This window comes from Bacillus sp. UNC438CL73TsuS30, from assembly GCF_000482325.1.
Taxonomy (GTDB): Bacteria; Bacillota; Bacilli; order Bacillales; family Cytobacillaceae; genus Neobacillus.
Genome location: NZ_KI535300.1, coordinates 1 through 25,505, shown reverse-complemented (window position 1 = coordinate 25,505; position 25,505 = coordinate 1). Strand labels below are relative to the sequence as shown.

Here is a 25,505-nt window from a genome sequence, read left to right as displayed (position 1 = left end):
TCTAGAAATATTTCTTTTTCCAAAAAATAAAGGCCGTACAACTCGTTAAAAGGGCCGAGATAACTAATGGAATGGCATACGAGTGGGTTGCATGCTGGAACGGAATATCGACGTTCATCCCATAAAAACTTGCCACCATCGTCGGGAATGAGAGGATAATCGTAATCGATGTTAAAAATTTCATGACAATGTTTAGGTTATTCGAAATGATGGAAGCAAAGGCATTCATCATCCCACTCAAGATGGAACGATAGGTTTCCGCCATTTCAATCGCCTGTGTTTTTTCAATGATGACATCTTCAAGTAAATCTTTGTCTTCTTCATACATTTTTAAATAATTAAAACGCAAAATCTTATCAAGGACAACCTTATTCGATTTTAGAGAGGTTGTAAAATAAACCAAACTTTTCTCTAAGGCAAGAAAGGCATATAATTCTTTATTTTTTAATGATTGATGCACTTCACGTTCAATTTCATTTGTTTTCTTATTGATTTGTTTTAAATAGCGTAGGTAAAAAGATGAAATGACAAATAAAATTTGCAGGGCAAAACGGGTCTTTTTAAACGTAAAGAACTCTTTTACTCTATTTTTTCTAAACTCTTCTAAAATCGGTGTATCCTTTAAGGATACAGTGATTACACAATCATCCGTTAGAATAATCCCAATTGGAATCGTTTCATAAACAGCTAAACCGGTATCATCGTGAACAATATAGGGAAAGTCAACGATAATATATACTTGACCATTATCGCGCTCAATCCTTGGACGTTCTTCATCATCCAGGGCATCTTTAATGATATCGACATCGACTTGTGCATCATTTGCAATCCGGCTAATTTCTTCAGCTGTTGGGGCGTACATATTAATCCAGCAGCCCTTTGATACAACATCTACTTTTTCTAAAACCTTTGTTTCTGTACTTTTGAAAATCTCCAACATGTCAAAACCTCCTCATTGCTCGTTTTTGAGGAAGCCAACAACCTTTTCAAGAGCTGATATTCTTGTAGAAACCAATTCAATCAATTCAAAGATCACATTGACTTCCCCTCGCCTACTTGGGTCCGGGTCTATGGAATAACTCAAAAATATCAACTCCTTTAACTTTTTATTCCTTCCTTATCATAAACCCTAAAGGCAAAAAGTACAAAGCAGTTTTTTTGTTTTTATTTTTCCTTAGGGAAGTATGGATTTAAATGAATCAGCACTTCCTTAATATTATCAAAATGATCCATCAATTTTTGTTTAATCGAATGTGAAAGATCGTGACCCTCTTTTATGGTTTTAAAATGATCAATGGAAATCCGTAAATCCACCAATATATAATGTCCATGTTCTCTCGCCCGAATTCGGTCTATTCGCCTTACTTCAGGAAATTCGGAAATAATGGAGATATATTCTTGAAGAATTTCGCTATTAATATTTCTCTCGAGTAAGATGTCAAATGCTTCCGTTATCATTTCTTTCGCGATTTTAAAAATTAAATAGGCAACAAAAATACTGGCCACCTTATCACCGTAAAGTAAAACATGAATATCAAATTTTACGCCGATAATGGAAATAAGAACCCCGATAGCTGCTGCGATGGAAGCAACAATATCAGCCTTATGATCAAAAGCAATTGCTTCGATTGCCTTACTCCTATGCTTCTCTGCTACTTTTAAGGAAGAACGGTAAAGAATTATTTTTGCAAAAAAAGAAAAAACGGCTACCCACATTGCTAAATAACTTGGTGTTTCAACCTCATGGAAGAATCCGCTGATTCCTTCATAAACCACATATAGGGCTACGACAAACAACAGAATTCCAATAATCTCGGAAACAATAACTTCTGCTTTGCCATGTCCATACGGATGTTCTTTATCGGCCGGCTTATTGGCTATTTTTATCACCAATAAAACAATGACGGAAGCAAATACATCAGCAGCAGAGTGAATCCCATCGGCAAACACGGCATCACTATGCCCGAGCCAGCCGATGAAGATTTTCCCAAATGTCAGGACAATATTACTGACTACACTTATCCAGGCTATTTTTTTAGCAAGAACTTCTCTCATTTCCATCGTCTACCACCTCAAAAAATTCTCCTGAAATCATACCAAACTTTTCCTGGATGGGTCTAGAGAAAAAGTCTTGCCCCCTTGAACCATAGTTGGACAAATTCAACAATTTATTATTCGACCTGTCCTTTATTTTCCTGTTTCACCATTTCAACTTCTTCGACTACAGAAATTCTGGTGATTTCATCCTGTAGAAAATGAAAAGCCTGATCTAATTCTTCTCTTGAAGGAAATGAGCCTTTTTTATTCATGAATTTCAACTCCTAAAATAGTTAGAGTAAATATCAGTCAATAAGAGAAAATACGTCTGTAAGATTCTTCAATAAAGGAGTGGTTTCTATGGTTAAAAAAAATCAAAACGGCAGTACAGAAATCGCAGGACGTAATTTTAATGCAAATGATTATCAAAAAAATGATGCTTTGTCATCAGGTCTGGCAACCACCCACGAACAGGTAAGTGATACCTATATGGAGGGCGTCATTGAAACAAACGATTTAAATGAGCAAGAATAAGAACTCAGAGAAAACAGCTCTCATTGATGAAAGCTGTTTTCTTTATATTGTCTGGCATCGAATCAGATATTTCTTTCGTTTTTGTTATTGTTATCTACATATGCATCATGTTCAAATGCAGGAAGATCGCCGAAGCTTGTCATAATGCCTTCTTCATCAAGTGCATCTTCATAGCGTTCATGCTGCGCATTCGGGTAAACGGTAATATTTTTGCCATACATATCGTTCCCGGTAAAATTTTCATAGTCCTCAACATATCCTATGTTTTCATCAGCTTCAATATAAATATCGTTGTAATCATCTTGTGGATTGACCAAATCAGATGGTGTTTCAGATGTTCCCCATTCGGCAACAGCCTGCCAGGAGTCTTCCGCGTCAAAGGCAACATCTTCGTCCTGATTATCCATATCAAATTTACCCCATGGCGGCATTAACACCCCTTCTTCAATCGGGCGCTCATGAGAAACGAATTGGTCAGGACTATGCTCCTTGCAATAGGTGGTGTTTGGTAATGCTTCTAAACGTTCGGTTGGTATATCCTTGCCGCAAACCTCACATTTGCCGTAAGTTCCATTCTCCATTGCCTCTAGAGCGTGGTTAATATTGCTTAATTGCAATTCATAATGCTCCTTTAAAGCAATATCCTTTTCGCGCTCATAAAGGGCCGATCCCTGATCAGCCGGATGGTTATCATAACTTGATAATTCCCCCATTGATTCATGCCAAAACCCTTGTTCCAAGCCAAAATGGTCATTTTGCTTCAAATTATTTTCCACTTCGCTTTTTTCCTTTAACAATTGCAATCGTAATTCAGCTAACTGCTCAGTCGACAGCATTGCTCAAACCCCTTTCAAAAAGAAGCTTCCGCTTTTCTTATTTAGTTTCAATGTTTTTACGATTGTTTATGTAATGAAAATTTAATTCCATCAAAATCCTAATGACATTTCCATGGAATAACTGAATAAGATTCCCTAGTCCGAGTATCTTAAAAATATAAATGCAGCCAAGAAAAGAGGGAATCTAATGGTAAATGAAAACTGGAACGAATTTAATAAAATCCAGCAAAAACATCGGGCAAGTTATTTAGGAAGTGAAAAAAGACAGCAACCAGGTCTTAATGACCCGGAATATAATAGCGCGGAAGATACCGATAAATCGGTTGGGGCAACGGGCAGAGATATTTAATACACTTTTTATCATTCGTCAGTCCAAATTCTTATTAAAAATAGCCAGAACCAAAGGTCTGGCTATTTCTATCTATACTATTACATTTGTTTCAACCTAAACCGCTGTACTTTTCCGGTCGCGGTTTTCGGTAATTCAGAGATAAATTCAATTTCCCGTGGGTATTTATAAGGAGCGAGATTTTGTTTAACAAAAAGCTTAAGCTCTGTTTTTAAGTCTTCCGTTGGTCCAATCTCATCTCGTAAGACAATATAAGCTTTTGGATAAACAAGATTACTCTCATTTTTCGCCCCGACAACGGCCACTTCAAGCACATACTCGTGACGAATTAAGGTCGATTCTATTTCAATCGGTGAAACCCAAATTCCCCCTACCTTAAGCATGTCATCCGAGCGGCCGCAGTACCAAAAATATCCTTCCTCATCCTGATAATATTTATCTCCTGTGTACATCCACTCACCATGGAACTTCCGTTGATTTTCTAATAGGTTGCAAAAATACCCAATACTAACACTATCTCCTTGAATCACCAGATCGCCAATTTCATTAACACCCACTGGTTTAGACTCTTCATTTACGATTTTAGCCTTATAACCTGGAACCACTTTTCCGGTACTTCCTGCTTTAATATCGTGTGCCTGGTTAGAAAGGAAAATATGCAATGCCTCTGTTGAACCAATTCCATCTAAAATATCAAGGTTAAACAGCTCTTTCCACTTTTTCATAAAGGTGGACGGAAGTGCCTCTCCTGCTGATACACATATTCGAACAGAGGATAGATCTGGAATTACCCCTGTTTTTTCGACATACTGAATAAGGGAACCATATAATGTCGGTACACAAAAAAAGATGGTTGGCTTATTTTTTTCAATGGTTTTAAAAATATTTTCCGGTGTTGGCCGCTCTTTCATTAAAACGGTCGAAGCTCCAGTTCCAAGTGGAAAGTACATTCCATTTCCAAGTCCATAAGCAAAATAAAGTTTAGAAGCAGAGAACGTCCGATCATTTTCATTTACTTTCAGAATGTTTTCGGCATAGTTTTTAACAGCCACTTCCATGCTCCTATGAATGTGAACAACTCCTTTTGGATTGCCAGTACTGCCAGAACTATACAGCCAAAAAGCTGGATCTTCAGAGGTAGTAACAGCATCTTCCAACTCAGAAGAGGCTTGACTGATGAATTCATCATAATCAATGGTATCCGCATAGAGGGTCCCGGTTTCTGAAATAACAATAATATATTTTAAGAAAATGAATCGATCCCTATTTTCCTTAATGGTCTCCCAAACGTCCTCTTGGATGACCAGGACCCTTGAACGACTGTGGTTTAAAAAATACTCATAATCCTTTGGTTTCATTGCTGTATTGACAGGTATTGGAATGGCTCCAATTTTTGTTGCACCAAAAAAAGAGTAGATAAATTCTGGGGAATCATAGATGACATGTAAAATTCGATTTTCCTGTTCAACGCCAATACTCTTGAGAGCGTTTCCAAATTGATTTACTTTAAAAAGGAGCTCCTGGTATGTAATTTCATCGCTGTCAGAAAAAATTGCCACTTTATTACCGAGTCCATTACGAACCTTCTCTTCGATAAAAAAAGTTGTACAATTGTAATAATCTTTTATGCCATTTAATTGTTTCGCTAATTCTAGCATTCTTTAACCCCCAGAAGTATATTGAAGACTAAAATCTCATTTATCTACTACAGAAAATGAACGGGCACATCCACACGAAAGGAGGGTCTAACCTTCTTTTAAAAAGTTAGACCCAGTCTTCTTACTGACCAGACCACTCTGGCTGGCGTTTTTCGATGAAGGCAGATAATCCTTCTTTTGCATCCTGGGAACGGAATAATAAATTTTGTAATTCTCCTTCATAACGAATCGCTACATTTAACGGCATTTCTTTACCATTCATGATGGAAAGCTTAATGTTGGAAGTCGCATATGTTGCACTTTCTGCAACTTTTCTTGCATATTCCAATGTTTTATCACGGGTTTCTTCTTGAGGGAACACACGGTCAACTAATCGGATTTGAAGAGCCTCTTGCGGTGTTAAAGTTTCGCCGGTAATATTCAAATCAAGCGCTTTGGAATGTCCAACTAGACGGGCTAAGCGTTGTGTTCCTCCCGTTCCTGCTAATACTCCTAGGGATACTTCCGGAAGACCAATTTTTCCTGCAGTGTCGCCCATAAAACGCAAATCACAAGCTAACGCCATTTCCAAACCGCCGCCAACCGTGTGTCCTTCTAAACAAGCGATCCAAATTTGCGGTGAGCGGGCAATCTTATCTAATGTTTCATTACAGAATAAACAAAATTGCGTTTTAAATCTTGGCTCTGCTGATTTTAAGAAATTGATATTTGCACCAGCAGAGAAGAATTTCGGCATATCGCTTATTAACACGACTACTTTGATGTCAGTATCGAAACGAATATCATCAATCGCTGCGTTCAATTCTTTGTAATACTCCAAATCGTAAGCATTTGTTTTGTTCACATGGATGTGGACTTCAGCAACACCATTTTCTTTTTTTACCGTTAATGTTTTAGTATTTAATTTGACTTGAGTCATGATAATTCCTCCTAAGTAATTTAATATATTATATATTTTATGAAATATTTTTATCTTCCAAAGATGCGGCCTGCCAGCGAATATATTCAAAGACTGAATGACAGTGGTTGCAATAATACTGTCGAACCAATTGTGCTGTACCAAATGAAGATATTTTTTCAACATCTTCAGAAGAACAGAATGAACATTGAATTAGTTTTTGTTGATCAGACATGCTGTACATCTCCAAGGCTGGTTAGCTTTTCGATGGATTCTTTGAAGAGGGCTGTAAGATTACTATTTTCCGTGAATATTTTTTCAGAGATTAATAGTTCGTCATTTTCCACAGTCCTTAACCACTGCCCGACTTCAACTGTTACTATTTCTACTTCCTTCCTGAAGGTTTTGGGAACAGCCCCTGTGTCATTTAGCAATTGTTTACACCAGCTTTTTGAATAAAGAAGATGTTCCTCTTGTTCTTTGAGCATTTTACTAAATGGGGTATTTACCTTGGAATGATTGGTATGGATCATCGCTTTCATAACAAGATCAACTGCAACATTCACCGCATATAAACAAGCGATCAAACCAATCCAATTAGTCGTATTGACTACAGATGGAAATGCTTTGCCTGTTTGTCCTGTCACTTCAATCTTGGTTCCATTTAACCCCTGTAATTCATTTGCCCATTTATACATCAGTCTGGCATGACCAAGTTCTGCTTGCGCCATCGCAATGGAGGAAAGCGTTGCTTCCAGGTTTGGACCGCTGATTCCTATTTCAACAAGACGATCGCCTAAAATAAATTTGTTATCTGCAATCGTTTCCGCTACCTCAACAAGAGAAACTAGATTTTGATTTTTCATATTAATTTACACCCTCTTTTTCAAATAGTGGTTCCGGAAGGCGTACAGCAATAAATGCTTCTTTTCTTACGACTTGCATTTCAACCCAGTCTTCTTCATCGTAAATATACTGTGCATACACCTTTGCCAATTCATCACTTTCCGCTTGAAATGACCCGACTTGAATCAAATCATCCCCTCGTTTGATACGGGTAAAAAGGAGGTATTCTAGTTTTTGATTATTGACCATTATGAACTTACCCCCCATGTTTTAAGTTTTGCTCTTCCTTTTTCAGATAAATTATTAACGGTCCACGGAGGACTCCAAACTACTTCGATTTCCACCTCGGCGATATCTTCTTCTTTGAGCAGCCTTTCCTTGATATCGTTTTCAATCCACTGCATACAGCCACAACCTGTTGAAGTATAGGTCATCCTTACTGCGAGCTTTCGTTCATCGACCTTCGTAATTCCGTAAATCAATCCCATATCGACAACACTGATTGGAAATTCAGGATCCATGACCTCAGTTAAAGCATCCCAATATTTCTCCGTCTCCATTGTTTGCAGCATTAACATACCTCCTCGGCACGCAGTTCTTCCATTTCATCGAAGCCCTTTTGAATTCGTCTTACGAACTCTTGATTTTGCGGTCCACGCTTTTTAAACCGTTCGATTACACCTTCCCAGGTGTCCGGCTGATCGATCAGCCATTTTTTATTTTCTGCATCGAATTTACAAGGAAATGGAACATCCATGACAAACTTGCCTTGTTCCTCATCATAGTGAGCTGGGACCTTTACCCCGATGGATTCACAGAATGGAACCGCCGTTGACAGCCATTTTTGTCTCAGCTGGTCATTTGTCCTACCTTTTAACTTGTAATCTAATTGGGCTGAACGACTTTTTAGATTATCAGCAACACCGAAGAACTCTAAGCCCATTAAGAACATCCAATCAACAGCTTCCTGTACTTGCTTAGCTGTTTCCGGATTTTTCATTCCCGCCTTCATAATGATTTCTCCATTTCGGAGGTGAAACAATTCCTCTTTATCCACTTTTACTAATGCACGTTTCCAAGGTCCATAAGAGGTATTCTCGAATGCATCTCCAAGCAGTGTGTAGCCGGCCCTGTCAAATAGCCCATTAAATACACCAAGCTCAATCCAGTTGTCTAATTTAAAATCAAAAGCGTAAGGATTTTTCCAGCGATTTGCAGGACGCTTATAAAGAAGGTCCTCCACATCTTCCCCTAAATCCTCTAATAGCCTGTAGGCGATATGGGCATGGCCAATTTCATCTTGGATCACAGCTAAAGCAGTAATCTTATAGTTAAGATTGGGAGCTTGATTGTATACCGTTAATAAAGGCGGAACACTTAAGAGCTCAGTATCACCAACAATCGTTAATGTTTGTTTTAAGGCACGAAGGTACTCCTCGTTCATGTCCTCTTTACATTCCAGAACAAAACCATTTCGAATCTTATCTAACAAAACCTCAGCTTGATTCATATTTAGCTCCTTTCTTCATTATGTTTTTTTGCACACCGTTTATATAATATAATATAGAATATTAATAATTATCTGTCAATTACTTTATTACGTTTTTATGCTGATAATATTAAAAACGTAATTTAATTATGTTGAAGCCCTGTTTTCCCAAGTCCCCCTCCCAATAGCTCACTTTTTAAATCTTGGTGGGCTTCATTTATCCTAATAACCAGTCCTAGGTTTATACGTTTTTTATACGACCAATTAAAAAGGGACAACACATATCAAATGTGTTGTCCTTTTTATTCGTTCGACTTTTCATATTTTATCGGAAATCCCATTATTTTTTCTGCTCGGTTTTCAATAGATAAATAGTCTAAGTGAGCGATTGTTTCGGCAATAGCAAAACGCCATTGGTGCGGGGTTAGCTCCTTATGGGCAAAAAGATCCCCGGCAACTTCAAAAGCTGTCCGGTTTTGTACCAGCTCCAAAATAGATGTTAACCGTTCTTCATGGTGCTGCAGTAGTTCCTTTATCCTCTCATTTACGTTCTCTATCGGACTTCTATGGGCTGTATAGGCTATCCTAGCCTGTAAATCTTCTACTCTATGAAGAGAATTTATATAATCATGAAGTGGTGTCTGGCTCGCTCCTGGCCACACACTAATATTGGGGGTAATTTTTTCAAGAATATGATCCCCTGAGATTAACACTCGCTCCTCTTCTTGGAAAAAGCAAATGTGTCCTGTACTATGACCCGGTGTATGTATGACCTTCCATTCTTTATTAGCAAACACCACCTGGTCAGAAATCGTGTGAATGGCAGGGATTGGCTGCACATGATGTACTAATACATCCATTTGTTTTTCAATCTCGCAAGCTAACGCCTGAGGCGCTCCATGTTCAATTACCATTTCCTTGATGTTTCTTGATTGGCTGCTATTTTCTCCCCAAACATGCTCCATCATTTTGGCATCAATCCTGTGCATATAGATAGGTGCCCCTGTTAATTGGTGCATCCAGCCTGCAAGCCCGGCATGATCAGGATGAAAATGGGTTAAATAAATCATTTTAATCTCGCCCGGCTCCATATGAAGTTCTCGAAAGGCTTCTTTCCAGGCTGTTTTTCCACGTTTATTGTTGTAGCCAACATCAATTAAAACATATCCATCCTGTTGTTTAAACAGATAGCAATACACATACTTCATCGGAAAAGGGATGGGAATCCCAATGCGATATCCATTAAAAACAATTTTTTCAATGGTTACAGCTTCACCGTTTTGAAAGGTGTTTATCATGTCTTCCTCCCTACGTGCTTTCCTGTCTACACATAAACTTCTTTAAACGGATTAATGGCCTTGTCCCGTTGAGGCTTAATATCACGATCAGGAGCAGCTTCATAAATAGATTCAAAATGGCGGACAGCAGGAATCGATATTAGTTGATGAATATTCCAAAATAACTCTCTAGCCTTTGCTCCAACCCAATCCTCAGGCATTAAATCCCGCGGAAACCCCGGGTCCTGAAAAAGGAACTTTCGATATTCATGAACAATCGTGGTTCGCTTAATAAAACATTCTTCATCTGATAACTCATTATTCAACGCCTTTTCACGCAGTTGTTCAAATTTAGGTGAATATTTTTCAATGAAATGAATGTAATTATCGGAAACCTGTTGAAAATCCCAGCCCTTTTCCATAATCCATTCTTTGGGATGAGAAACAACGTCAGAGGAGCTAAAAAGGATCGCATTTTCTTCTATTTTATAGTTTTTAATCATTTCTATTACTTGATTTTCAAGGGGGTTCGGGCTAACCCAAGTACTATTTGAAAGCATTCCAAATCCAGTCCACGTTAGCTCCTTGCGAATTTCATTGCGAAGCTCACGTTTTTCCTCAGGAAAGGAGTAACTTAAAATTCTCCATTTCCCGTCCCAATGTGATCTAGGGGCTGAATATACTCTTGTTACCCCGTCTTCGACCCTTCTTCTCCCCAGCTCTGTTACAGAGTAATAGCTTTTATTTCCTTTCTTTCTCACTTGCAATAAATCCTTTTGTACCATTCTTAAAATGGCACCGCGGACAGAGGATTCTGAGATACCAAATCCATTCATTAATTGAATTAAACTCCCGACCCAGATTTCTTCTCCATAATATTGAATGTATTCTCCATAAAGAGTAAACATTAGTGATCTCGGTTTCATTGCTGCCACCATCCAGTACTTAGTAGTATTCGCATTTTTTGTAAATCATCTTAATGAGACATTAATATTATAGAGGATTGTCTTAGCTTATGCATTAAACCTAGGTCTATTTTTATCTGCCTTTGTTTCGATATTTTCATTAAGAATGGCTTTAACATCTTCCGGAATAATAACAGCCTTGATTCCCTCCGATGATTTTTCTACCCAGCCTCGTAATTCATACCCCTGTGCACAGCGAACACCATCTCTATATATTACATGCCTCAATTTAATCGTTTTCCGATTGATTTCTTCTACTTTTGTATGAATTGTGATGAGGTCATCGTAAAGTAATGATTTTTCAAATGTGCATTGAACATCAAGTAATGGAACAATGATTCCTCGTTCTTCCTCCAATTTGGCAGGAGCTAGATTACAACTTCTAAAAAATTGATGTCCTGCAATATCAAACCATTTAAAAAAGTTAGGATAATAAACAATACCCGCTTTATCCGTGTCCCCCCAATTAATTAAAACCTCCAGTTCATTTGAACGCATCCAAATCCCCCACTTCGATTTCTTTGATTAAAATGGCGATATCGATTGCCGATATCGCCATTTTGTATTTTACTGCCCAGTCCAATTTGCTTCACGTTTATCGATGAATGCGCTTAGTCCTTCTTTTGCATCTTGAGAGCGGAATAATAGGTTTTGTAGTTCACCCTCGTAACGGATTGCCACATTTAGAGGCATTTCTTTACCATTCATAATCGAAAGCTTAATATTGGAAACTGCATAGGATGCGCTTTTGGCAACTTTTTGTGCATATTCTAATGTTTTTGCTCTCGTTTCTTCTTGTGGGAAAACTCGATCAACTAATTTAATTTCAAGAGCTTCTTGAGGTGTTAATGTTTCACCAGTAATGTTTAAATCAAGCGCTTTAGAATGTCCAACTTGACGGGCTAAGCGTTGTGTACCGCCTGTACCTGCCAATACTCCAAGAGATACTTCCGGAAGACCGATTCTACCAGCTTGGTCACCCATGAAGCGTAAGTCGCAAGCTAACGCCATTTCTAAACCGCCGCCAACGGTGTGCCCTTCCAAACATGCAATCCAAATTTGTGGAGAGCGGGCAATCTTATCAAGTGTTTCATTACAGAATAGGCAGAATTGAGTTTTAAAGCGCGGCTCTGCTGCTTTTAGGAAATTAATATTTGCACCGGCTGAGAAGAATTTTGGCATATCACTCATTAATACAGCTACTTTAATATCGCTGTCAAAACGAATGTCATCAATGGCTGCGTTTAATTCTTTATAATATTCCAAGTCATATGCATTCGTTTTGTTAACATGAATGTGAACCTCTGCAACTCCATCTAGTTTTTTTACTGTTAATGTTTTTGTTTCGGTTACTGTTGTCAATTTAAAATCCTCCTCAAAGTTTTATTATGATTTTATTTCTGTCGTGCTATATACATAATATACACAACTTTCATATTATTTTTAAAATGACGAATATGCCCATTTAGGCAAAATAATCTGCAATTTTCTTTCGTTTCCATGGACATTCTTCTGTTTCCTTAACTTTATACTTTTTTTATACGAACGTAATAAAAACATAAAAAGGAACGATGCGTATTCTTTGTTGATACATCGATTCATTGGTATAATTTACATTAATTTCGCAATTTTGAAAATAAAAAGGGGTGTAACCTTTGAGTGAATTAAATAAATCCTGTATTGAGGTCTTCCCGATCATGATTCCTGAACCATCATCATTAAAAAGCGTAAACTTCTATGTAGTAAAACAAGATCAATCCCTTTCGTTGATTGATGCCGGATGGAATAATGAAGCATGTTGGAATGGTTTAATGGATGGCCTAAAAAGAAATGGATTTACGATAAAGGATATTACAGAAATCCTCCTTACGCATCATCATATCGACCATGTAGGTTTAGTGGATAGAATTACATCAGTAAACCCAATTCCAGTATATTGTCACCAAGATTCCATTGCACGGTTAAAACGGGACAAAAACTTCCTGGAAATGAGGGTAGATTTTTATTCAAAACTTTACAGGGAAATGGGCTGTGGGGAGAAGGGGGAACACCATACAGCCTACTTGAAAAAAGCTATAGAGCAAAATAAAAAAAATATGATTCAAGCTAATCTTATTCCCATTGAGGATAAGCAAAAAGGCAATTTTCAAATCGTTGAGGTTCCGGGACATTCTCCGGACCAAATCGCCTTTTATCATGAAAAACAAAACTGGTTGTTTGCCGGTGATTTGTTGATTGAGCATATTTCAAGTAATGCATTAGTAGAGCCAGACTCATATGGGATTCGACTTCCAACTCTTTCACAGCAGATTGCTTCCTTAAAAAAATGCCTATCCCTTCATGCAGAACTTGTTTTTTCAGGCCATGGCATCCTAATTGAAAAACCCGATTCATTGATTGTAAAACGGCTTGATCGCATTGAGAAAAAAGCAGAACGCGTGATTCAATTCATTCAGTCAGGATACTCTACTGGAAGTGCAATTGCTGAAGCCTATTACAAAAATACTTATTACGAGCAGTTCTCTCTGGTCATGTCCGAAATCATCGGTCACCTAGACTATCTTGAATTACAGGGGAAAATTGAGAAGGAACTTGTAAATGGGGTATGGCACTACTCGGTTAATAGTTCAAGAGCAAAAACAGAAGCAGCCAAGTTTTGATGGCTGCTTCTGTTTTTTTAATTATTAATTTTGATAAGTCAGCGTCTTAAAAGGTGCTGAAGGCAGTAAAATTTCATCTGTCTTGACCTCATATAAACCATATGGAACTAACCGAAGCCCCGGCAGAAAATCACAGGTTAAAAATAACAAGGTATAAAGAATGTCATGGAATGGGAAACCGCGCTCCTGTACAGCGGCCAAAAGTTGGTCATGGTAATTCACTGCTGCAGAAAAGGTTGGATTCGTTGTCATCATTCCCGTCAGCGGCAGCGGGATTTCCAACACCACTTCATCACCGTCGACAATCACAACTCCTCCTCCCATTTCATGGACTCTTACTGCCGCTCTTTTCATCGATTCCGGATTTCTTCCGACCGCGAGAAGCTCAGTGGTCGTATTGTAGGTAGAGGCCATACCATCCAGATTTACGGCAAATCTTTCTAATATCGCCTTTGAGACCCATTCACCCCTTCGATCAATTAAAGCAGCATATACTAGCCCTTCATGGTCCGAAAGATCCACATATCCGTTTACGGACGGGAGTTCCGTATCCTTTCTTTGGGTAATAACATTACTTTTAAAATACGAAACTGGCACAGGAACCTTTTCAGATGGATGCGGATAGCGGTACAGATTCAAATTTTCCAAGGCCGATTTTGAAAAAGCAAATGGTTCCCTTACAATATATTGATTCCAGTCGATTTCGGGAAGAGATACATTTAATTCTCCATTCTCAGCTACAATTTCCCCTGATGCAATGACCATATCAGGTTGAAAATCTACTAAATTCGGAAGCAGCAAAATATCCGCTTTTCTGCCGGGAGCAATACCTCCAATGTAGTCATCAAGCCTTAGGTAAGTTGCTGCATTGATGGTGACCATCTGAATGGCATTCATCACAGGGACACCAAGTCGGGCAGCCTGTCTGACAAGTCCATCAACAAAGCCTTCTTTTTCAATAAATCCTGGATGCGGACCGTCCGTTGTCATTACGATTCTGCTCGTGTTCACCTTCCCGTCAACAATAAGTTTGACAAGCTCCCCTAAATCCGGGCGCAATGAGCTATTGCGGAGCACCGTCCACATGCCCAGTCTTAGGCGGTCAAAAGCTTCCTTAGCTGTAATTGCTTCATGACACGCTGTTACACCGGATGCCACAACCGCGTTTAATTTTTCATAAGAGCAGCCCGCTGTATGCCCATCAGAAACCTTACCTAGTTTCTTTATAAAATCCATTGTTTCAAGTAAAAATGGATCCCCTTGATATAAAAGCGGCCAACGCGTTACCTCCGCTGATCCTACAACATTATCAAGTTCCAATAGTTCCTGTATATCCTTATGATTGTACCACTCACGTTCACCCGGATAATCGGCTTGTGAAACAAGCCGGACCAGCCAGAGGAAATTTCCAGGCAATACTTTTAAATCGTTTGCCATCGCTTTAAATCCCTTTGCCCCCATATGTAGATAAAAAAACAAATTATCATTAACAGTGGTGGTGGTTCCTAACGACAGTACTTTCTCCGTAACACTTATGGGATTATAAACCACCCATGGGTGGGCATGTGCTTCGATAAACCCAGGGGATACATACTTTCCTTCTGCATTAATGACCTTTGTTTCGGGTCCAATCGAGGTTTCACTAGATCCCACATAGGCAATGCAATCCTTATATACGGCAATATTAAGTTTCAAGAATTCCCCTGAATACACATTAATAACCGTTCCGCCTTTTATAAATAAATCTGCGGGCCGTTCACCTTTGGCAACTTCGATTAATTCACTTCTTTGAGCTGTAAAATGCACAAACTTCCCCCCATTTTTAAAAAGTTTAATCCGTACAGTATTACGCTTCGTAAAATACCGTCTATTAAACATAATATTAATTGGAGGCTGTTTTATTTGTCAATACATCCGAATCGAAATTATCCCAATAATTAAAATAATATTTGAAAAGCTTGGATTCCAAAGTATAAGCCGAAGCCTATCAAAGAAAGTCCGGAAAGAAGAGAAATCATTACTAATAATCGAGAGGTTAAAAAATTACGAAAGCTGCTCGATACCCCCGCCATGGTAATATCCCACAATAAAAGTCCAATAAATATCGCAGTACTATAAATAATTAATTCTCCGCTAGTCGAGGTGGCTGCGGTTTTTGCTAGTACGGACCCATAAATCCCTAACCAAAATAGAATCGTTAATGGGTTGGAAATTGACATGAAAAAACCCGAGAAAAACGATTTGATCAATGGTTCCTTTTTTCGTGTATACTCCAAGCTTAGTGTACCGGCCTTTAAAATACTCTCTATTCCAGTATAAATAAGTACAAAACAGCCAAATAGCCATAAAAAGGTTTGGACGATTGGTGTTTCTAGAAACTGAACCACTCCTATGTAAACGATGAGCATATAAACCCCGTCAGCCACAACGGCCCCTACCCCGATTAACCAGGCATGCATGAAGCCGTTCCGAATGCCCCTGTCTATTTGGGCTGCATTAATAGGACCAATCGGTGCGGCTAGTGATAATCCCAGTAAAATGTAGCTTAAAAATATGTTCAATTTTCTCTCCCCCTGCCTAAAAATAAAGCCTGTCTTCTCATTTTTATTCAGGAAAGATGGGTTGTACTACAAAAAAACGAGTTTTTCCCTTTTCAGAAAAACCCGTTTTAGCTTAGTTCCTTTCAGTGGCCTTTTTTAGCTCTCTTTTAAAATAGTCATCTTCGAGGGTTCGATTTAGTAAGTGGTGCCTGGAAACCGGTAAATTAAAGGAATCAATATCAATGATATATTTTGGACGCTGCTTTGATTCTTTATAGATTTTCCCAACATACTCTCCAATCAATCCAATAGCGATGAGTTGTAAGCCGCCAATCAGCCAAATGGACGTAATAAGCGAGGTCCACCCCGTTTGCGTATTTCCTAAAAACTTAAGAGTTAAAAAATACCCCCCAAATAAAAGACTCATAAAAAAGGATACAAAGCCGATAAACAAGACAAATCGAATCGGAGACACGGAGAAAGAAGTAATGCCGTCAAGGGCAAAGGCAATCATCTTTTTTAATGGATACTTCGTTTCGCCGGCAAGCCGTTCTTTCCGGTCGTAATAAACAACATCGGAACGGAAACCAAGGAGCGGAACAATTCCCCTTAAAAATAAATTTACCTCTTTAAAGCGTTCCAGTTCCTCTACTGCCCTTTTGCTCATTAGTCGAAAATCAGCATGATTATAAATTAAATCGACACCCATTTTTTTCATCACTTTATAAAAACCTTGTGCCGTACTTCTTTTAAAGATTGTATCCGTTTCCCTTCCTTTTCGGACCCCGTAAACAATCTCGCAGCCTTCATGATATTTTTTGATAAATTCCCGGATTACTTGAATATCATCCTGGAGATCCGCATCAATCGTAATTAGACAGTCGGACGTTTCCTTTGCCGTAAAAAGACCCGCTAATAGTGCATTTTGGTGTCCGGCGTTTCGAGATAGCTTAAGGCCGCGGATCGCTTCATTTTTCAAACCTTCTTTATAAATAATTTCCCAGGTGCGGTCCTTACTGCCATCATCGACAAAAAGGATTTTGCTGAAAGAGGAAACAAGCTTTTCCTCTTTCAAGCTTTCTAAAAGCTGCTTTAATTCGAAAATTGTATCGGGCAGGATTTCTTCCTCGTTATAGCAAGGAACCACAATCGTAAGGTTTGCTTCAATCATCTAGTCATTACCTCCGATGTCTCGATTGTTTTATACAAATAAATTTTCCATGCTGAAGTTTTTGACTTAAACACCTTTTCAAGGCTTAGTTGATTTTCCTCTGCATTATCAATCGGTAAGGCTGAAAAAATATATTGGCCGCCCAATTGATTAAAAACGGCTGTATTAAGCTGTAAATCCTTTAAATGCCTTTTTGAGTCTTTTTTGATCATGTACCTTTTTCCAAGCTGTGCCGTGAATAGATAACAGCGCCCACCCCATTTGTCAAAATAGGTACGAACTGTTTTATTTTTTGCTAATTCCTTTTCAATTATTTTCCGAAATTGATGCTTATAGGTTAACGGATAAAAATTATTGTACGTATCAAGCGTGTAAAAGCCATTGTATTGAGATACAGCCGGGTGAATCCCAATACTGGCAACCCTGTAATTCTTCTGTGGAAGACCGATGTATTCTTTTACCTCCTTGAACAAGTCCTCTGCATAAAATTCTTTTACTGTCGGTTTCTGATGGTAAATAATTTCATCGTTAAATAACCCTAAAACCAGCAGTTGCAGTACAACAAACCATTTAGCCGTTTTAGCCCAGCTTTTTCCTTGAAGCGAAATAACTTTTAAGGCAAGAGCGAAACTGGCGTAAATGACGAGCGGCCGAAGGAAATGGTAGCGAGCAAAGTTAAACGTATCCATAAAATGAAACCGCTTTGTGATTGGCAGCCACCCCTTGTAAAACCAAAAGGCATACCAAAGGGACAAGGCAAAATTTAAAATGAATAAGAATACGTAGAGCTTTTCTTGTTTCCATATTTTTTTCTTATAAATAAAATACAAAGCAATAAATGTCGCAGGGAGGATAAAAAGAGTATGTACAGTCATGACATGGGTATGCCCCAGCACATAGTTTTTAAATGTCAGTCGAATCGCCCGCCATAAAGGTAATTGAGCATGGAAGTATTCATCCCTGCTATTTCCTTCAGAAACGAATAAAAAGGAATACACTAAACGGTATTCTACAATCATGAAAATGAAGATCATGTATACGATGGAAAATAAAAAACGTAGATTCCACCCTTTCCTTCTTATCACATCAACCAGCCAAAAAATTCCCATTGCACTTAAAAAAAAGAAAAATCCTAGAACAATGCTTGAATATAACGGTAGCAACGTAAGTGTTACGTAATCTTTGGCTGTTCCTTGTGCCTTACGGATATTTAGAAAAGCCCAAAGGGCAAGAGGCATGCCCAACGTACTTAACATTCCCGACGGCCAAAAAGGGGTTAGGGCGAAGGCTAATGCAGCACTTACTTGATAAAAACTCCAGTTATCCCCCGGCAGAAAATGTTTCTTTAGAAGCAAATACATTCCAAAAAAAGCAACAACCCTTGTAATGGCTTGGCTGATTCCGTAGGCAATCATCGTTGGAAATAGAGCATATAGCCAGACAATCAGGCTAAACTCTGTTCCGAATGTATTTCTTGGTACTCCATTAATAATTTGAGGAATCATCCCATTTACCGGGCCGAACATTTCTCCGCTTTTTGCCAGCACCTTATACCACGCCAAATTTGAATCTAAATTATCGTGAACACGGATATGGGCATTTTCCTGTAGAATAAAAAGCGGGGATAAATAAATTGCCAGAACTAATAAAGCAAAAAAAATCAACTTTTGCTCCTTTTTCGTTTCACTAAACACCTGCTACACCTCAAAATTTTTAATTATAGTTAAATTTTGCATCCTAGAAGAAAATTATCCCTTTCATATGATTGGAAAACTTTTCATCCTCCTAATAAGAAGAAAAACCTTCCTAAGACCAGGAAGGTTTTTTAATTCATATTTATCTTTTTACTATAATCATTTAGCAAAAGGTCGAGTTTTTGACTGCATTGAACCACATGGGGATTAGAATATCCAAACTGATGCGCTAATAGAATCATTTCTAATCTTGTTTTTTCAATATTGGATAATAGTGCGTTTGCGGTAATATTCATATCCTCAGACCCCATTTCATGTTGATTCTGATTGCATACTATTATTCATAATTTATTCGATTTTTCAAACGTTTACAATAGAATAATCCATGAAAAAGGTAATTTTTTTGTGACAAATTAGCAAAAGAAAATATAGATACCTGATTAGATTAGCCTTCTTTACGTCAATAATGGAATAGAATCGAGGATCGGGGTGAGAACATGCCAAACCGTGTTTATATTAGTTTTTTAAGATTACCTCTCTTAATTCGAATCCTATTAATTGCCTTACTAGTGTTTCTACTATTTGGAATTTCTATACATTTTGTCGAGCCTAAAACCTTCCCTTCTATATTTGATGGTATTTGGTGGGCGATTATTACCGGCACAACAGTAGGGTATGGGGATTATGTTCCACATTCCCTTTTGGGCAGGTTTGTCGCCTTAGTTCTCATTTTGCTTGGCGCCGGTATTGTTTCCTCTTATTTCGGAACCTTAGCAGCAGCTGCTGTGACAAAACAGGATGCCTTATCCGAAGGAAAAATTGCATTTAAAGGAGAAGGCCATATTATCATCATTGGCTGGAATGAAAGGTCAAGAGAGTTGATTGATAAGATCACCCGTACCACTTCTCCGCAAACGGTTGTTTTAATTGACGAAACTCTTGAAGCAAACCCGGTGCATTCAAAATTTGTCCACTTTATTCAAGGCAAGGGTCATGTTGACGAAACGATTACAAAAAGTAATATATCGGTGGCAGAAAAGGTTTTGATAACGGCCGATCGGGGAAATGATGAACTTCAAGCCGATATGAACAGTATTTTAACCTTATTAACCATTAAAGGCTTGTGTTCAAAGGTAAAATGTATTGTGGAAATCTTAACTGCGGAACAAGTGGTAAATGCCCTTAGAGCAGGAGCAGACGAAGTCATTCAATCCAATAAATTAACAAGTGTGTTTATGGTAAACAGTCTTCATTCCAATGGGGATGGTCTTTTATCTGATTTCGTCCATCAATTACAGGAAAGCAGATTGTCCGCCAACACTGTAAATGAAAATGAAATGGGAAAAACCTTCATAGAGGTCTGTCATCATCATTTAATAAAAGGAAATTTAGTAATGGGGATCAAAAGAGGGGAAGAAACCATTTTAAATCCTTCCCACTCCCTCAGAATAGAAAAACATGATTTACTGTTAATCTTTAAATAATCCCTACTCTGATAATAAAACTGATTCTAATTCTTGTACAAGTGCTTTGCCATTGTCAATAAACTGAGTAGGAAAACTGGCATCTTTATCAACAGGTTCCTGAAATTGATTAAAGGTCCCTGCCGAATCGACACGTTCATCGATGTCCGATTGGTATTCATGGGATAAGAGAAAGGGTCTCCCTAATTCAACTGTACAATTATTTGCATCAAGCTGTCCGTCAACCGCTTGGAATGGAAGTCTTAGAAATTCATACCCGTCTTCACCATCGATTTTGTAATCAAATGCCCCATGATCATAATCCCAGTTTCCGCCAATGGTATATCCGATTGGTTTTAATTTTTGTTCCAGCTTATATAAATCAAACTTGTGCCCTTCTACCTTTGATGGTAAATCAATCATTTTAAAACCTCCTTATCTTCAATGAAGATAGTTTCTCCAACAGGAAGAAATTCAAAACAAAAAGAGAGTGCCGGTTTATTTTCAGCACTCTCTTTTTGTTATTTTAACCGCTTTTCAAGCTCGGCTTTTTTCTCCTCAAATCCTGGTTTCCCTAATAAGGCAAACATGTTTACCTTGTATGCCTCAACACCCGGCTGGTCAAATGGATTCACTCCAAGTAAATAACCGCTCATTGCACAGGCCTTTTCAAAGAAATAAACAAGATAGCCAAATGTGTATTCATCGAGAGATGGGATGGTCACAATTAAGTTTGGTACTCCGCCATCTGTGTGGGCGAGCATCGTTCCTTCAAAGGCTTTATTATTCACAAAATCAACCGTTTGTCCGGCAAGATAATTCAAGCCATCTAAATCATTATCTGCCTTTTCAATGGTCAATTCATGGCGTGGCTGTTCAACCTTGATAACCGTTTCAAATAAATCGCGGCGCCCTTCCTGAACATATTGTCCTAGTGAATGTAAATCAGTTGAAAAATTAGCGGACGAAGGAAAAATTCCTTTTTGGTCCTTGCCTTCACTTTCGCCAAATAACTGCTTCCACCATTCTGAAAAATATTGAAGTCCCGGCTCATAGTTGATGAGCATTTCAATCGTTTTGCCTTTATTATACAGAGCATTCCTTACAGCAGCATATTGATAGGCTGCATTATCTTCAAGTTCAGAATGGCTAAAGTCTTCTTGGGCTTGTGCTGCCCCCTCCATCATTTTTTCAATGTTTGCCCCGCTTACCGCAATTGGCAGAAGACCGACCGCTGTTAAAACAGAATATCGACCTCCGACATCATCCGAAATCACAAACGTTTCATAGCCTTCTTCATTGGATAATGTTTTCAACGCACCTCTTGCCTTATCAGTGGTTGCAAAAATTCTTTTACGAGCTTCTTCCCTGCCGTATTTTTCCTCCAACAGCTTGCGGAAGATCCGGAATGCAATTGCCGGTTCTGTCGTTGTCCCAGATTTAGAGATAACATTGATTGAAAAGTCTTTGCCATCCAGCAAGTCCATGACATCTTTCATATAACTAGAACTGATGTTGTTGCCGACAAAAATAATTTGAGGTGTAGTCCGTTTTTCCTTAGGAAGGGCATTGTAGAAGCTATGGTTTAACATTTCAATCGCTGCACGAGCCCCAAGGTATGAACCGCCAATTCCAATTACAAGTAAAACATCTGAATCGGATTTAATTTTTCCTGCAGCTTTCTGGATCCTGGAAAACTCTTCTTTGTCATATTCAGTTGGAAGGTCAATCCACCCTAAAAAGTCGCTTCCTGCCCCTGTTTTTTCATGAAGAGAATGGTGTGCAACTTTCACAGCATCACGTAAATATGTAAGTTCATGTTCCCCAAAAAAGGTTAATGCTTTTGAATAGTCAAAGCGAACGTGTGTCATATGTAGGATCCTCCAGTAAATTTATTTTCAATAACCACTTTAACGAATGCCGGGGTGATAATCAAGAACGGGCACACAATGAAAGCGCGTCCATTTTCGACAGATTTTTTAAAACCCAGGCATTCGTTGCCTGGGCCTTTGGAGCTTATAATGAACTACGATAAATGGCTAAAGTATCTTCCCTGTTTAACTTTTTAAAATTACCAAAATCACCATATACCATTGCCTTGTCAGCCATCAGGTCAATTTTGCTATCATCAATTTGGTAATCTGCCAGACGTGATGGGGCTCCGAGACTGTTCCAGAAGTCACGCAGTTTTTGAATTCCTTCCAGACCAGCCTCCTCCGCACTCTTTCCTTCCGGGTTTACTCCAAATACCCGGACAGCAAGCTGTTCGAAACGTTCAGGTTTAACGTTAAGATTATGCTTCATCCAGTTAGGAAAGAGGATGGCAAGACCGCCGCCATGCGGAATATCATAAACGGCTGAAACGGCATGCTCCAGATTGTGGGTAGCCCAATCCCCGCGGTAGCCCATATTAAGGATGCCGTTTAATGCCATTGTTCCACAGTAAAGAACCGTTCCTCTGTATTCATAATTTTCAAGGTCGGCCAATAATTTAGGCGCTGTTTCCATTATTGTAATTAATAATGACTCGCACATGCGGTCTTGAAAATCCGTACTTTCTTCAAGATGAAAATAATGCTCCATAGTATGTGACATTATATCAACAATCCCATAAACGGTTTGATTTTTTGGGACCGTAAAAGTATGAACTGGATCTAAAATTGAAAATTTCGGGAATGTGGCTGGACTTCCCCACCCATACTTCTCCTTTGTTTCCCAGTTCGTGATCACAGAACCTGAGTTCATTTCGGAACCAGTTGCAGCAAGTGTTAAGACCGTCCCGAATTGCAGTGCATCAGTGGCAATTGCCTTTTTAGTTACTAAATCCCAGGCATCCCCGTCATACTTAGCCCCGGCAGCAATCAGCTTTGTGCAATCAATTACACTCCCTCCGCCAACGGCTAATAGGAGTTCGATTCCTTCTTGTTTACAAATTTCTACACCTTTTCTAGCCGTTGATAAACGGGGATTCGGTTCCACACCTGGAAGCTCAAAAACCTCACAATTTAGTTCTTTTAATATATCTAATACTTGATTATAAAGGCCGCTTCGTTTAATACTTCCGCCTCCATACACCAGTAAAACCTTATGTCCGTAGTTCGGAACCTCGTTTTTTAATTGTTCGATTTGCCCTTTTCCAAAAATCAATTTCGTTGGATTCCAAAAAGTAAAATTCTCCATAAATCTCAACTCCTTTTCCTTCTTCATTATTTATTATTATGATGTTAATTGCAAAAAACTAGTTTTATGTTTCAAAAAGAAAAAACGAATATAATTTTGGGAATTGCTTCAATCTAAAGATAGGAATTAATAAATTAAGGAGGAATCTACATAATGGGTTCTCTGCAGCGGATCGCCTTAGTACTTACCATAATCGGTGCGATAAACTGGGGATTAATTGGGTTTTTCCAATTTGACCTTGTGGCAGCCATATTTGGCGGCCAAAATACCGCCCTCGCACGGATTATCTATGGATTAGTTGGAGTAGCCGGACTTTTAAATCTTGGCCTTTTATTCAAAGCAAATGAACAATTTGAAAAGTCACCTGAAACAGAAACAAGGTAAAAAAATCGGAGATTCCAGGTGCTAAAGCTGAACAAAAAAGAAAAATCCTTGCCATTTTAAAATGTACCCTATAGAATAGACACTTTGAAAAAAGGTCTCTCTATAGGGTACTTTTTTGTATAATTAATAAAAATAATCTATATTGGGGAAGTTTTATGTCTAAGAAAGTTTTTACAGAGAAAGAGATTGCAATATTATCTAGGAATCCATATGTAAAATCGGTTAGTTCAAAGGGTATTACCTATTCTGATGAATTTAAGCAACTTTTTATTTCGGAACATCATAAAGGAAAGTTTCCAAGAGAGATTTTTGAGGAAGCGGGATTTGATGTTAATATTTTAGGGGTAAAAAGAATTAAATCGTCTTCTGAGCGTTGGAGAAAAGCCTATGAAAAAGAAGGTGTCTTAGGTCTTAAAGACAGTCGTGGTGAAAACTTAGGCAGACCTCGAATTAATGAACTGTCGCTTGAAGAACAAAACGCTAGGTTAGAGGCACAAATTAACCTTTTGAAGGCTGAGAATGAACTTTTAAAAAAGATTCGTATGGCAGAAAGGGGGCTGATAAAGTAAAAGTCCCAGCTAGCCAGAAATTCATTCTGATTGACTCAGTTATTGAAAAATTCCATCTAAAACATATGGTGAAATACCTTTGTAAGATATCTGGTGTTTCACGTAGTGGTTATTATAACTATTTCTCACAGAAGTCTAGAGACCAAAGAAAACGCAAAGGTGAAAAGGATGCAGCGGCAAAGGAATTGATTTTAAAAGCATTTCACTTTAAAGGTCGTTTGAAAGGGGCACGTCAAATCAAAATGACATTGGCGGGTCAATTTCAGTGTGTCTACAATTTGAAACGAATCCGAAGAATTATGAAAAAACACGGTATCATCTGCCCTATTAGAAAAGCAAATCCATACAAAAGAATGATGAAAGCAACACAAGAACATCGTGTAGTGCCAAACCTGTTAAACCGTCAATTTAAGCAGGAGATTCCTGGCAAAATACTACTTACCGATATCACTTATCTAAATTATCAGAATGGACAAAGAGCTTACTTATCAGTTATTAAGGACGGATCAACGGGGCAAATCCTGGCTAAACATATATCAGACCGTATCACTATGGAACTAGCCACTAACACTTTACACAAGCTAAAAAAAAATCGAAACTTTAAGAAAGCAAAAGATGCCTTGATCCATTCAGACCAAGGGACTCACTATACCCACCCTGATTTCCAAAAGCTCGTCAAGAAACTAGGGATACGTCAGTCCATGTCCAGACGAGGGAACTGTTGGGACAACGCACCAATAGAATCATTCTTTGGTCACCTTAAAGACGAGGCCAAAATAAAGTCATGTAAAACTTTAGATGAACTAAAACGAGAAATAAACAAGTATATTACTTACTATAATCATAACAGGTATCAATGGAACCTAAAAAAGATGACCCCTGTTCAATACAGAGATCATCTTCTTCAAGTTGCCTGACCTTTTTTTAAAATGTCCTTTACAAAGGGTACACATTA

At 38.4% G+C, this 25,505-nt stretch carries 30 protein-coding genes; 6 read left to right on the top strand and 24 right to left on the bottom strand.

What is annotated here, in order from left to right; translation table 11 throughout:
* Position 1: 1 nt before the first annotated feature.
* From M028_RS0127915 to M028_RS33215, 4 genes are all read right to left on the bottom strand, one after another.
* Positions 2-940 (bottom strand): magnesium transporter CorA family protein, encoded by a 939-nt coding sequence (locus tag M028_RS0127915; RefSeq protein WP_026576771.1) that lies wholly within the window; start codon positions 938-940, stop codon positions 2-4.
* Between the two features lie 12 nt (positions 941-952).
* A complete protein-coding gene (locus M028_RS33955; protein WP_269320967.1) occupies positions 953-1,084 on the bottom strand; it encodes a hypothetical protein in 132 nt (43 codons plus the stop codon).
* Positions 1,085-1,164: 80 nt separating this feature from the next.
* Entirely contained in the window at positions 1,165-2,061 is an 897-nt protein-coding gene (locus M028_RS0127905; protein ID WP_026576770.1) for a cation diffusion facilitator family transporter, read from the bottom strand.
* 110 nt (positions 2,062-2,171) lie between these two features.
* Complete coding sequence (locus M028_RS33215) at positions 2,172-2,309, bottom strand: hypothetical protein (protein WP_155925867.1); 138 nt, start codon at positions 2,307-2,309, stop codon at positions 2,172-2,174.
* 88 nt (positions 2,310-2,397) lie between these two features.
* On the opposite strand from M028_RS33215, the gene M028_RS32490 reads away from it, so the two are divergent.
* A complete protein-coding gene (locus tag M028_RS32490) occupies positions 2,398-2,571 on the top strand; it encodes a YozQ family protein (protein WP_081810920.1) in 174 nt (57 codons plus the stop codon).
* A gap of 62 nt (positions 2,572-2,633) precedes the next feature.
* Here the strand turns inward: M028_RS32490 and M028_RS0127890 are convergent, their stop codons facing one another.
* Entirely contained in the window at positions 2,634-3,407 is a 774-nt protein-coding gene (locus M028_RS0127890) for a TraR/DksA C4-type zinc finger protein (protein WP_026576769.1), read from the bottom strand.
* 187 nt (positions 3,408-3,594) lie between these two features.
* On the opposite strand from M028_RS0127890, the gene M028_RS33210 reads away from it, so the two are divergent.
* A complete protein-coding gene (locus tag M028_RS33210; protein ID WP_155925865.1) occupies positions 3,595-3,756 on the top strand; it encodes a hypothetical protein in 162 nt (53 codons plus the stop codon).
* Positions 3,757-3,836: 80 nt separating this feature from the next.
* On the opposite strand, the gene M028_RS0127880 is transcribed toward M028_RS33210, so the two are convergent.
* The 11 genes from M028_RS0127880 to M028_RS0127830 all read right to left on the bottom strand — a co-directional run bounded on the left by M028_RS0127880 (position 3,837) and on the right by M028_RS0127830 (position 12,251).
* Positions 3,837-5,414, bottom strand: a complete 1,578-nt coding sequence (locus M028_RS0127880; protein ID WP_051591291.1) for a benzoate-CoA ligase family protein — start codon at positions 5,412-5,414, stop codon at positions 3,837-3,839.
* A 121-nt stretch (positions 5,415-5,535) separates the two neighbouring features.
* Complete coding sequence (locus M028_RS0127875; RefSeq protein ID WP_026576767.1) at positions 5,536-6,333, bottom strand: enoyl-CoA hydratase/isomerase family protein; 798 nt, start codon at positions 6,331-6,333, stop codon at positions 5,536-5,538.
* Positions 6,334-6,370: 37 nt separating this feature from the next.
* The gene (locus M028_RS33480) at positions 6,371-6,547 is read right to left on the bottom strand and encodes a PaaD-like zinc ribbon domain-containing protein (protein ID WP_197031486.1); all 177 of its coding nucleotides are present in this window, start codon (positions 6,545-6,547) and stop codon (positions 6,371-6,373) included.
* Positions 6,540-7,178: a Phenylacetic acid catabolic protein gene (locus M028_RS0127865; RefSeq protein WP_026576766.1), complete on the bottom strand. Its 639-nt coding sequence runs from the start codon at positions 7,176-7,178 to the stop codon at positions 6,540-6,542. The genes M028_RS33480 and M028_RS0127865 overlap by 8 nt, the downstream gene beginning before the upstream one ends.
* A gap of 1 nt (position 7,179) precedes the next feature.
* Positions 7,180-7,407, bottom strand: coding sequence for a hypothetical protein (locus M028_RS0127860; protein WP_035424972.1), 228 nt, complete (start codon positions 7,405-7,407; stop codon positions 7,180-7,182).
* Positions 7,407-7,730, bottom strand: coding sequence for a metal-sulfur cluster assembly factor (locus M028_RS0127855; RefSeq protein WP_026576764.1), 324 nt, complete (start codon positions 7,728-7,730; stop codon positions 7,407-7,409). Before M028_RS0127855 ends, M028_RS0127860 begins: the two co-directional genes overlap by 1 nt.
* The gene (locus M028_RS0127850) at positions 7,730-8,668 is read right to left on the bottom strand and encodes a Phenylacetic acid catabolic protein (RefSeq protein WP_026576763.1); all 939 of its coding nucleotides are present in this window, start codon (positions 8,666-8,668) and stop codon (positions 7,730-7,732) included. Before M028_RS0127850 ends, M028_RS0127855 begins: the two co-directional genes overlap by 1 nt.
* Before the next feature lie 281 nt (positions 8,669-8,949).
* Positions 8,950-9,945, bottom strand: coding sequence for an MBL fold metallo-hydrolase (locus M028_RS0127845; RefSeq protein WP_035424969.1), 996 nt, complete (start codon positions 9,943-9,945; stop codon positions 8,950-8,952).
* 26 nt (positions 9,946-9,971) lie between these two features.
* Positions 9,972-10,850, bottom strand: coding sequence for a PaaX family transcriptional regulator (locus tag M028_RS0127840; protein ID WP_026576761.1), 879 nt, complete (start codon positions 10,848-10,850; stop codon positions 9,972-9,974).
* An 87-nt stretch (positions 10,851-10,937) separates the two neighbouring features.
* Positions 10,938-11,387, bottom strand: a complete 450-nt coding sequence (locus tag M028_RS0127835) for an acyl-CoA thioesterase (RefSeq protein ID WP_026576760.1) — start codon at positions 11,385-11,387, stop codon at positions 10,938-10,940.
* A 69-nt stretch (positions 11,388-11,456) separates the two neighbouring features.
* A complete protein-coding gene (locus tag M028_RS0127830) occupies positions 11,457-12,251 on the bottom strand; it encodes an enoyl-CoA hydratase/isomerase family protein (RefSeq protein ID WP_026576759.1) in 795 nt (264 codons plus the stop codon).
* A 293-nt stretch (positions 12,252-12,544) separates the two neighbouring features.
* Between M028_RS0127830 and M028_RS31235 the strand changes: the two genes are divergently transcribed.
* Positions 12,545-13,549: an MBL fold metallo-hydrolase gene (locus M028_RS31235; protein WP_231510912.1), complete on the top strand. Its 1,005-nt coding sequence runs from the start codon at positions 12,545-12,547 to the stop codon at positions 13,547-13,549.
* Positions 13,550-13,573: 24 nt separating this feature from the next.
* Here M028_RS31235 and M028_RS0127820 read toward each other — a convergent pair whose 3' ends face one another.
* From M028_RS0127820 to M028_RS32485, 5 genes are all read right to left on the bottom strand, one after another.
* Complete coding sequence (locus M028_RS0127820; RefSeq protein ID WP_026576758.1) at positions 13,574-15,355, bottom strand: adenine deaminase C-terminal domain-containing protein; 1,782 nt, start codon at positions 15,353-15,355, stop codon at positions 13,574-13,576.
* Positions 15,356-15,486: 131 nt separating this feature from the next.
* Entirely contained in the window at positions 15,487-16,110 is a 624-nt protein-coding gene (locus M028_RS0127815) for a LysE family translocator (protein WP_026576757.1), read from the bottom strand.
* A gap of 112 nt (positions 16,111-16,222) precedes the next feature.
* Complete coding sequence (locus M028_RS0127810) at positions 16,223-17,260, bottom strand: glycosyltransferase family 2 protein (protein WP_026576756.1); 1,038 nt, start codon at positions 17,258-17,260, stop codon at positions 16,223-16,225.
* Positions 17,257-18,954: a DUF6044 family protein gene (locus M028_RS0127805; RefSeq protein WP_026576755.1), complete on the bottom strand. Its 1,698-nt coding sequence runs from the start codon at positions 18,952-18,954 to the stop codon at positions 17,257-17,259. Before M028_RS0127805 ends, M028_RS0127810 begins: the two co-directional genes overlap by 4 nt.
* A 131-nt stretch (positions 18,955-19,085) precedes the next feature.
* Positions 19,086-19,250, bottom strand: a complete 165-nt coding sequence (locus M028_RS32485) for an aspartyl-phosphate phosphatase Spo0E family protein (RefSeq protein ID WP_155925861.1) — start codon at positions 19,248-19,250, stop codon at positions 19,086-19,088.
* A 201-nt stretch (positions 19,251-19,451) separates the two neighbouring features.
* On the opposite strand from M028_RS32485, the gene M028_RS0127795 reads away from it, so the two are divergent.
* Positions 19,452-20,438 carry a potassium channel family protein gene (locus M028_RS0127795; RefSeq protein WP_026576754.1) on the top strand — a complete coding sequence of 329 codons (987 nt, stop codon included), beginning with the start codon at positions 19,452-19,454 and terminating at the stop codon, positions 20,436-20,438.
* Between the two features lie 3 nt (positions 20,439-20,441).
* Here the strand turns inward: M028_RS0127795 and M028_RS0127790 are convergent, their stop codons facing one another.
* The 3 genes from M028_RS0127790 to M028_RS0127780 all read right to left on the bottom strand — a co-directional run bounded on the left by M028_RS0127790 (position 20,442) and on the right by M028_RS0127780 (position 23,597).
* Entirely contained in the window at positions 20,442-20,840 is a 399-nt protein-coding gene (locus M028_RS0127790) for a YugN-like family protein (protein ID WP_026576753.1), read from the bottom strand.
* Positions 20,841-20,938: 98 nt separating this feature from the next.
* Complete coding sequence (locus M028_RS0127785) at positions 20,939-22,288, bottom strand: glucose-6-phosphate isomerase (RefSeq protein ID WP_026576752.1); 1,350 nt, start codon at positions 22,286-22,288, stop codon at positions 20,939-20,941.
* Positions 22,289-22,433: 145 nt separating this feature from the next.
* Positions 22,434-23,597: an iron-containing alcohol dehydrogenase gene (locus tag M028_RS0127780; protein WP_026576751.1), complete on the bottom strand. Its 1,164-nt coding sequence runs from the start codon at positions 23,595-23,597 to the stop codon at positions 22,434-22,436.
* Positions 23,598-23,750: 153 nt separating this feature from the next.
* Here M028_RS0127780 and M028_RS0127775 point away from each other — a divergent pair, with 153 nt between their 5' ends.
* Together M028_RS0127775 and M028_RS32480 are read left to right on the top strand one after the other, a co-directional pair.
* Complete coding sequence (locus M028_RS0127775; protein WP_026576750.1) at positions 23,751-23,981, top strand: DUF378 domain-containing protein; 231 nt, start codon at positions 23,751-23,753, stop codon at positions 23,979-23,981.
* Between the two features lie 155 nt (positions 23,982-24,136).
* Positions 24,137-25,467 (top strand): IS3 family transposase gene (locus M028_RS32480; RefSeq protein ID WP_231510763.1). Its coding sequence is split into 2 segments (ribosomal slippage): positions 24,137-24,509 and positions 24,509-25,467, totalling 1,332 coding nucleotides; the frame shifts between segments, so codons are not numbered across the junction.
* Positions 25,468-25,505 lie beyond the last annotated feature (38 nt).

Bases quoted from the DNA above. Each gene is read 5' to 3' on its own strand.
- M028_RS0127915 (WP_026576771.1), bottom strand. From the start codon at position 940: ATGTTGGAGATTTTCAAAAGTACAGAAACAAAGGTTTTAGAAAAAGTA.
- M028_RS0127905 (WP_026576770.1), bottom strand. From the start codon at position 2,061: ATGGAAATGAGAGAAGTTCTTGCTAAAAAAATAGCCTGGATAAGTGTA.
- M028_RS33215 (WP_155925867.1), bottom strand. From the start codon at position 2,309: ATGAATAAAAAAGGCTCATTTCCTTCAAGAGAAGAATTAGATCAGGCT.
- M028_RS32490 (WP_081810920.1), top strand. From the start codon at position 2,398: ATGGTTAAAAAAAATCAAAACGGCAGTACAGAAATCGCAGGACGTAAT.
- M028_RS0127890 (WP_026576769.1), bottom strand. From the start codon at position 3,407: ATGCTGTCGACTGAGCAGTTAGCTGAATTACGATTGCAATTGTTAAAG.
- M028_RS33210 (WP_155925865.1), top strand. From the start codon at position 3,595: ATGGTAAATGAAAACTGGAACGAATTTAATAAAATCCAGCAAAAACAT.
- M028_RS0127880 (WP_051591291.1), bottom strand. From the start codon at position 5,414: ATGCTAGAATTAGCGAAACAATTAAATGGCATAAAAGATTATTACAAT.
- M028_RS0127875 (WP_026576767.1), bottom strand. From the start codon at position 6,333: ATGACTCAAGTCAAATTAAATACTAAAACATTAACGGTAAAAAAAGAA.
- M028_RS33480 (WP_197031486.1), bottom strand. From the start codon at position 6,547: ATGTCTGATCAACAAAAACTAATTCAATGTTCATTCTGTTCTTCTGAA.
- M028_RS0127865 (WP_026576766.1), bottom strand. From the start codon at position 7,178: ATGAAAAATCAAAATCTAGTTTCTCTTGTTGAGGTAGCGGAAACGATT.
- M028_RS0127860 (WP_035424972.1), bottom strand. From the start codon at position 7,407: ATGGTCAATAATCAAAAACTAGAATACCTCCTTTTTACCCGTATCAAA.
- M028_RS0127855 (WP_026576764.1), bottom strand. From the start codon at position 7,730: ATGCTGCAAACAATGGAGACGGAGAAATATTGGGATGCTTTAACTGAG.
- M028_RS0127850 (WP_026576763.1), bottom strand. From the start codon at position 8,668: ATGAATCAAGCTGAGGTTTTGTTAGATAAGATTCGAAATGGTTTTGTT.
- M028_RS0127845 (WP_035424969.1), bottom strand. From the start codon at position 9,945: ATGATAAACACCTTTCAAAACGGTGAAGCTGTAACCATTGAAAAAATT.
- M028_RS0127840 (WP_026576761.1), bottom strand. From the start codon at position 10,850: ATGAAACCGAGATCACTAATGTTTACTCTTTATGGAGAATACATTCAA.
- M028_RS0127835 (WP_026576760.1), bottom strand. From the start codon at position 11,387: ATGCGTTCAAATGAACTGGAGGTTTTAATTAATTGGGGGGACACGGAT.
- M028_RS0127810 (WP_026576756.1), bottom strand. From the start codon at position 17,260: ATGATTGAAGCAAACCTTACGATTGTGGTTCCTTGCTATAACGAGGAA.
- M028_RS32485 (WP_155925861.1), bottom strand. From the start codon at position 19,250: ATGAATATTACCGCAAACGCACTATTATCCAATATTGAAAAAACAAGA.
- M028_RS0127795 (WP_026576754.1), top strand. From the start codon at position 19,452: ATGCCAAACCGTGTTTATATTAGTTTTTTAAGATTACCTCTCTTAATT.
- M028_RS0127790 (WP_026576753.1), bottom strand. From the start codon at position 20,840: ATGATTGATTTACCATCAAAGGTAGAAGGGCACAAGTTTGATTTATAT.
- M028_RS0127785 (WP_026576752.1), bottom strand. From the start codon at position 22,288: ATGACACACGTTCGCTTTGACTATTCAAAAGCATTAACCTTTTTTGGG.
- M028_RS0127780 (WP_026576751.1), bottom strand. From the start codon at position 23,597: ATGGAGAATTTTACTTTTTGGAATCCAACGAAATTGATTTTTGGAAAA.
- M028_RS0127775 (WP_026576750.1), top strand. From the start codon at position 23,751: ATGGGTTCTCTGCAGCGGATCGCCTTAGTACTTACCATAATCGGTGCG.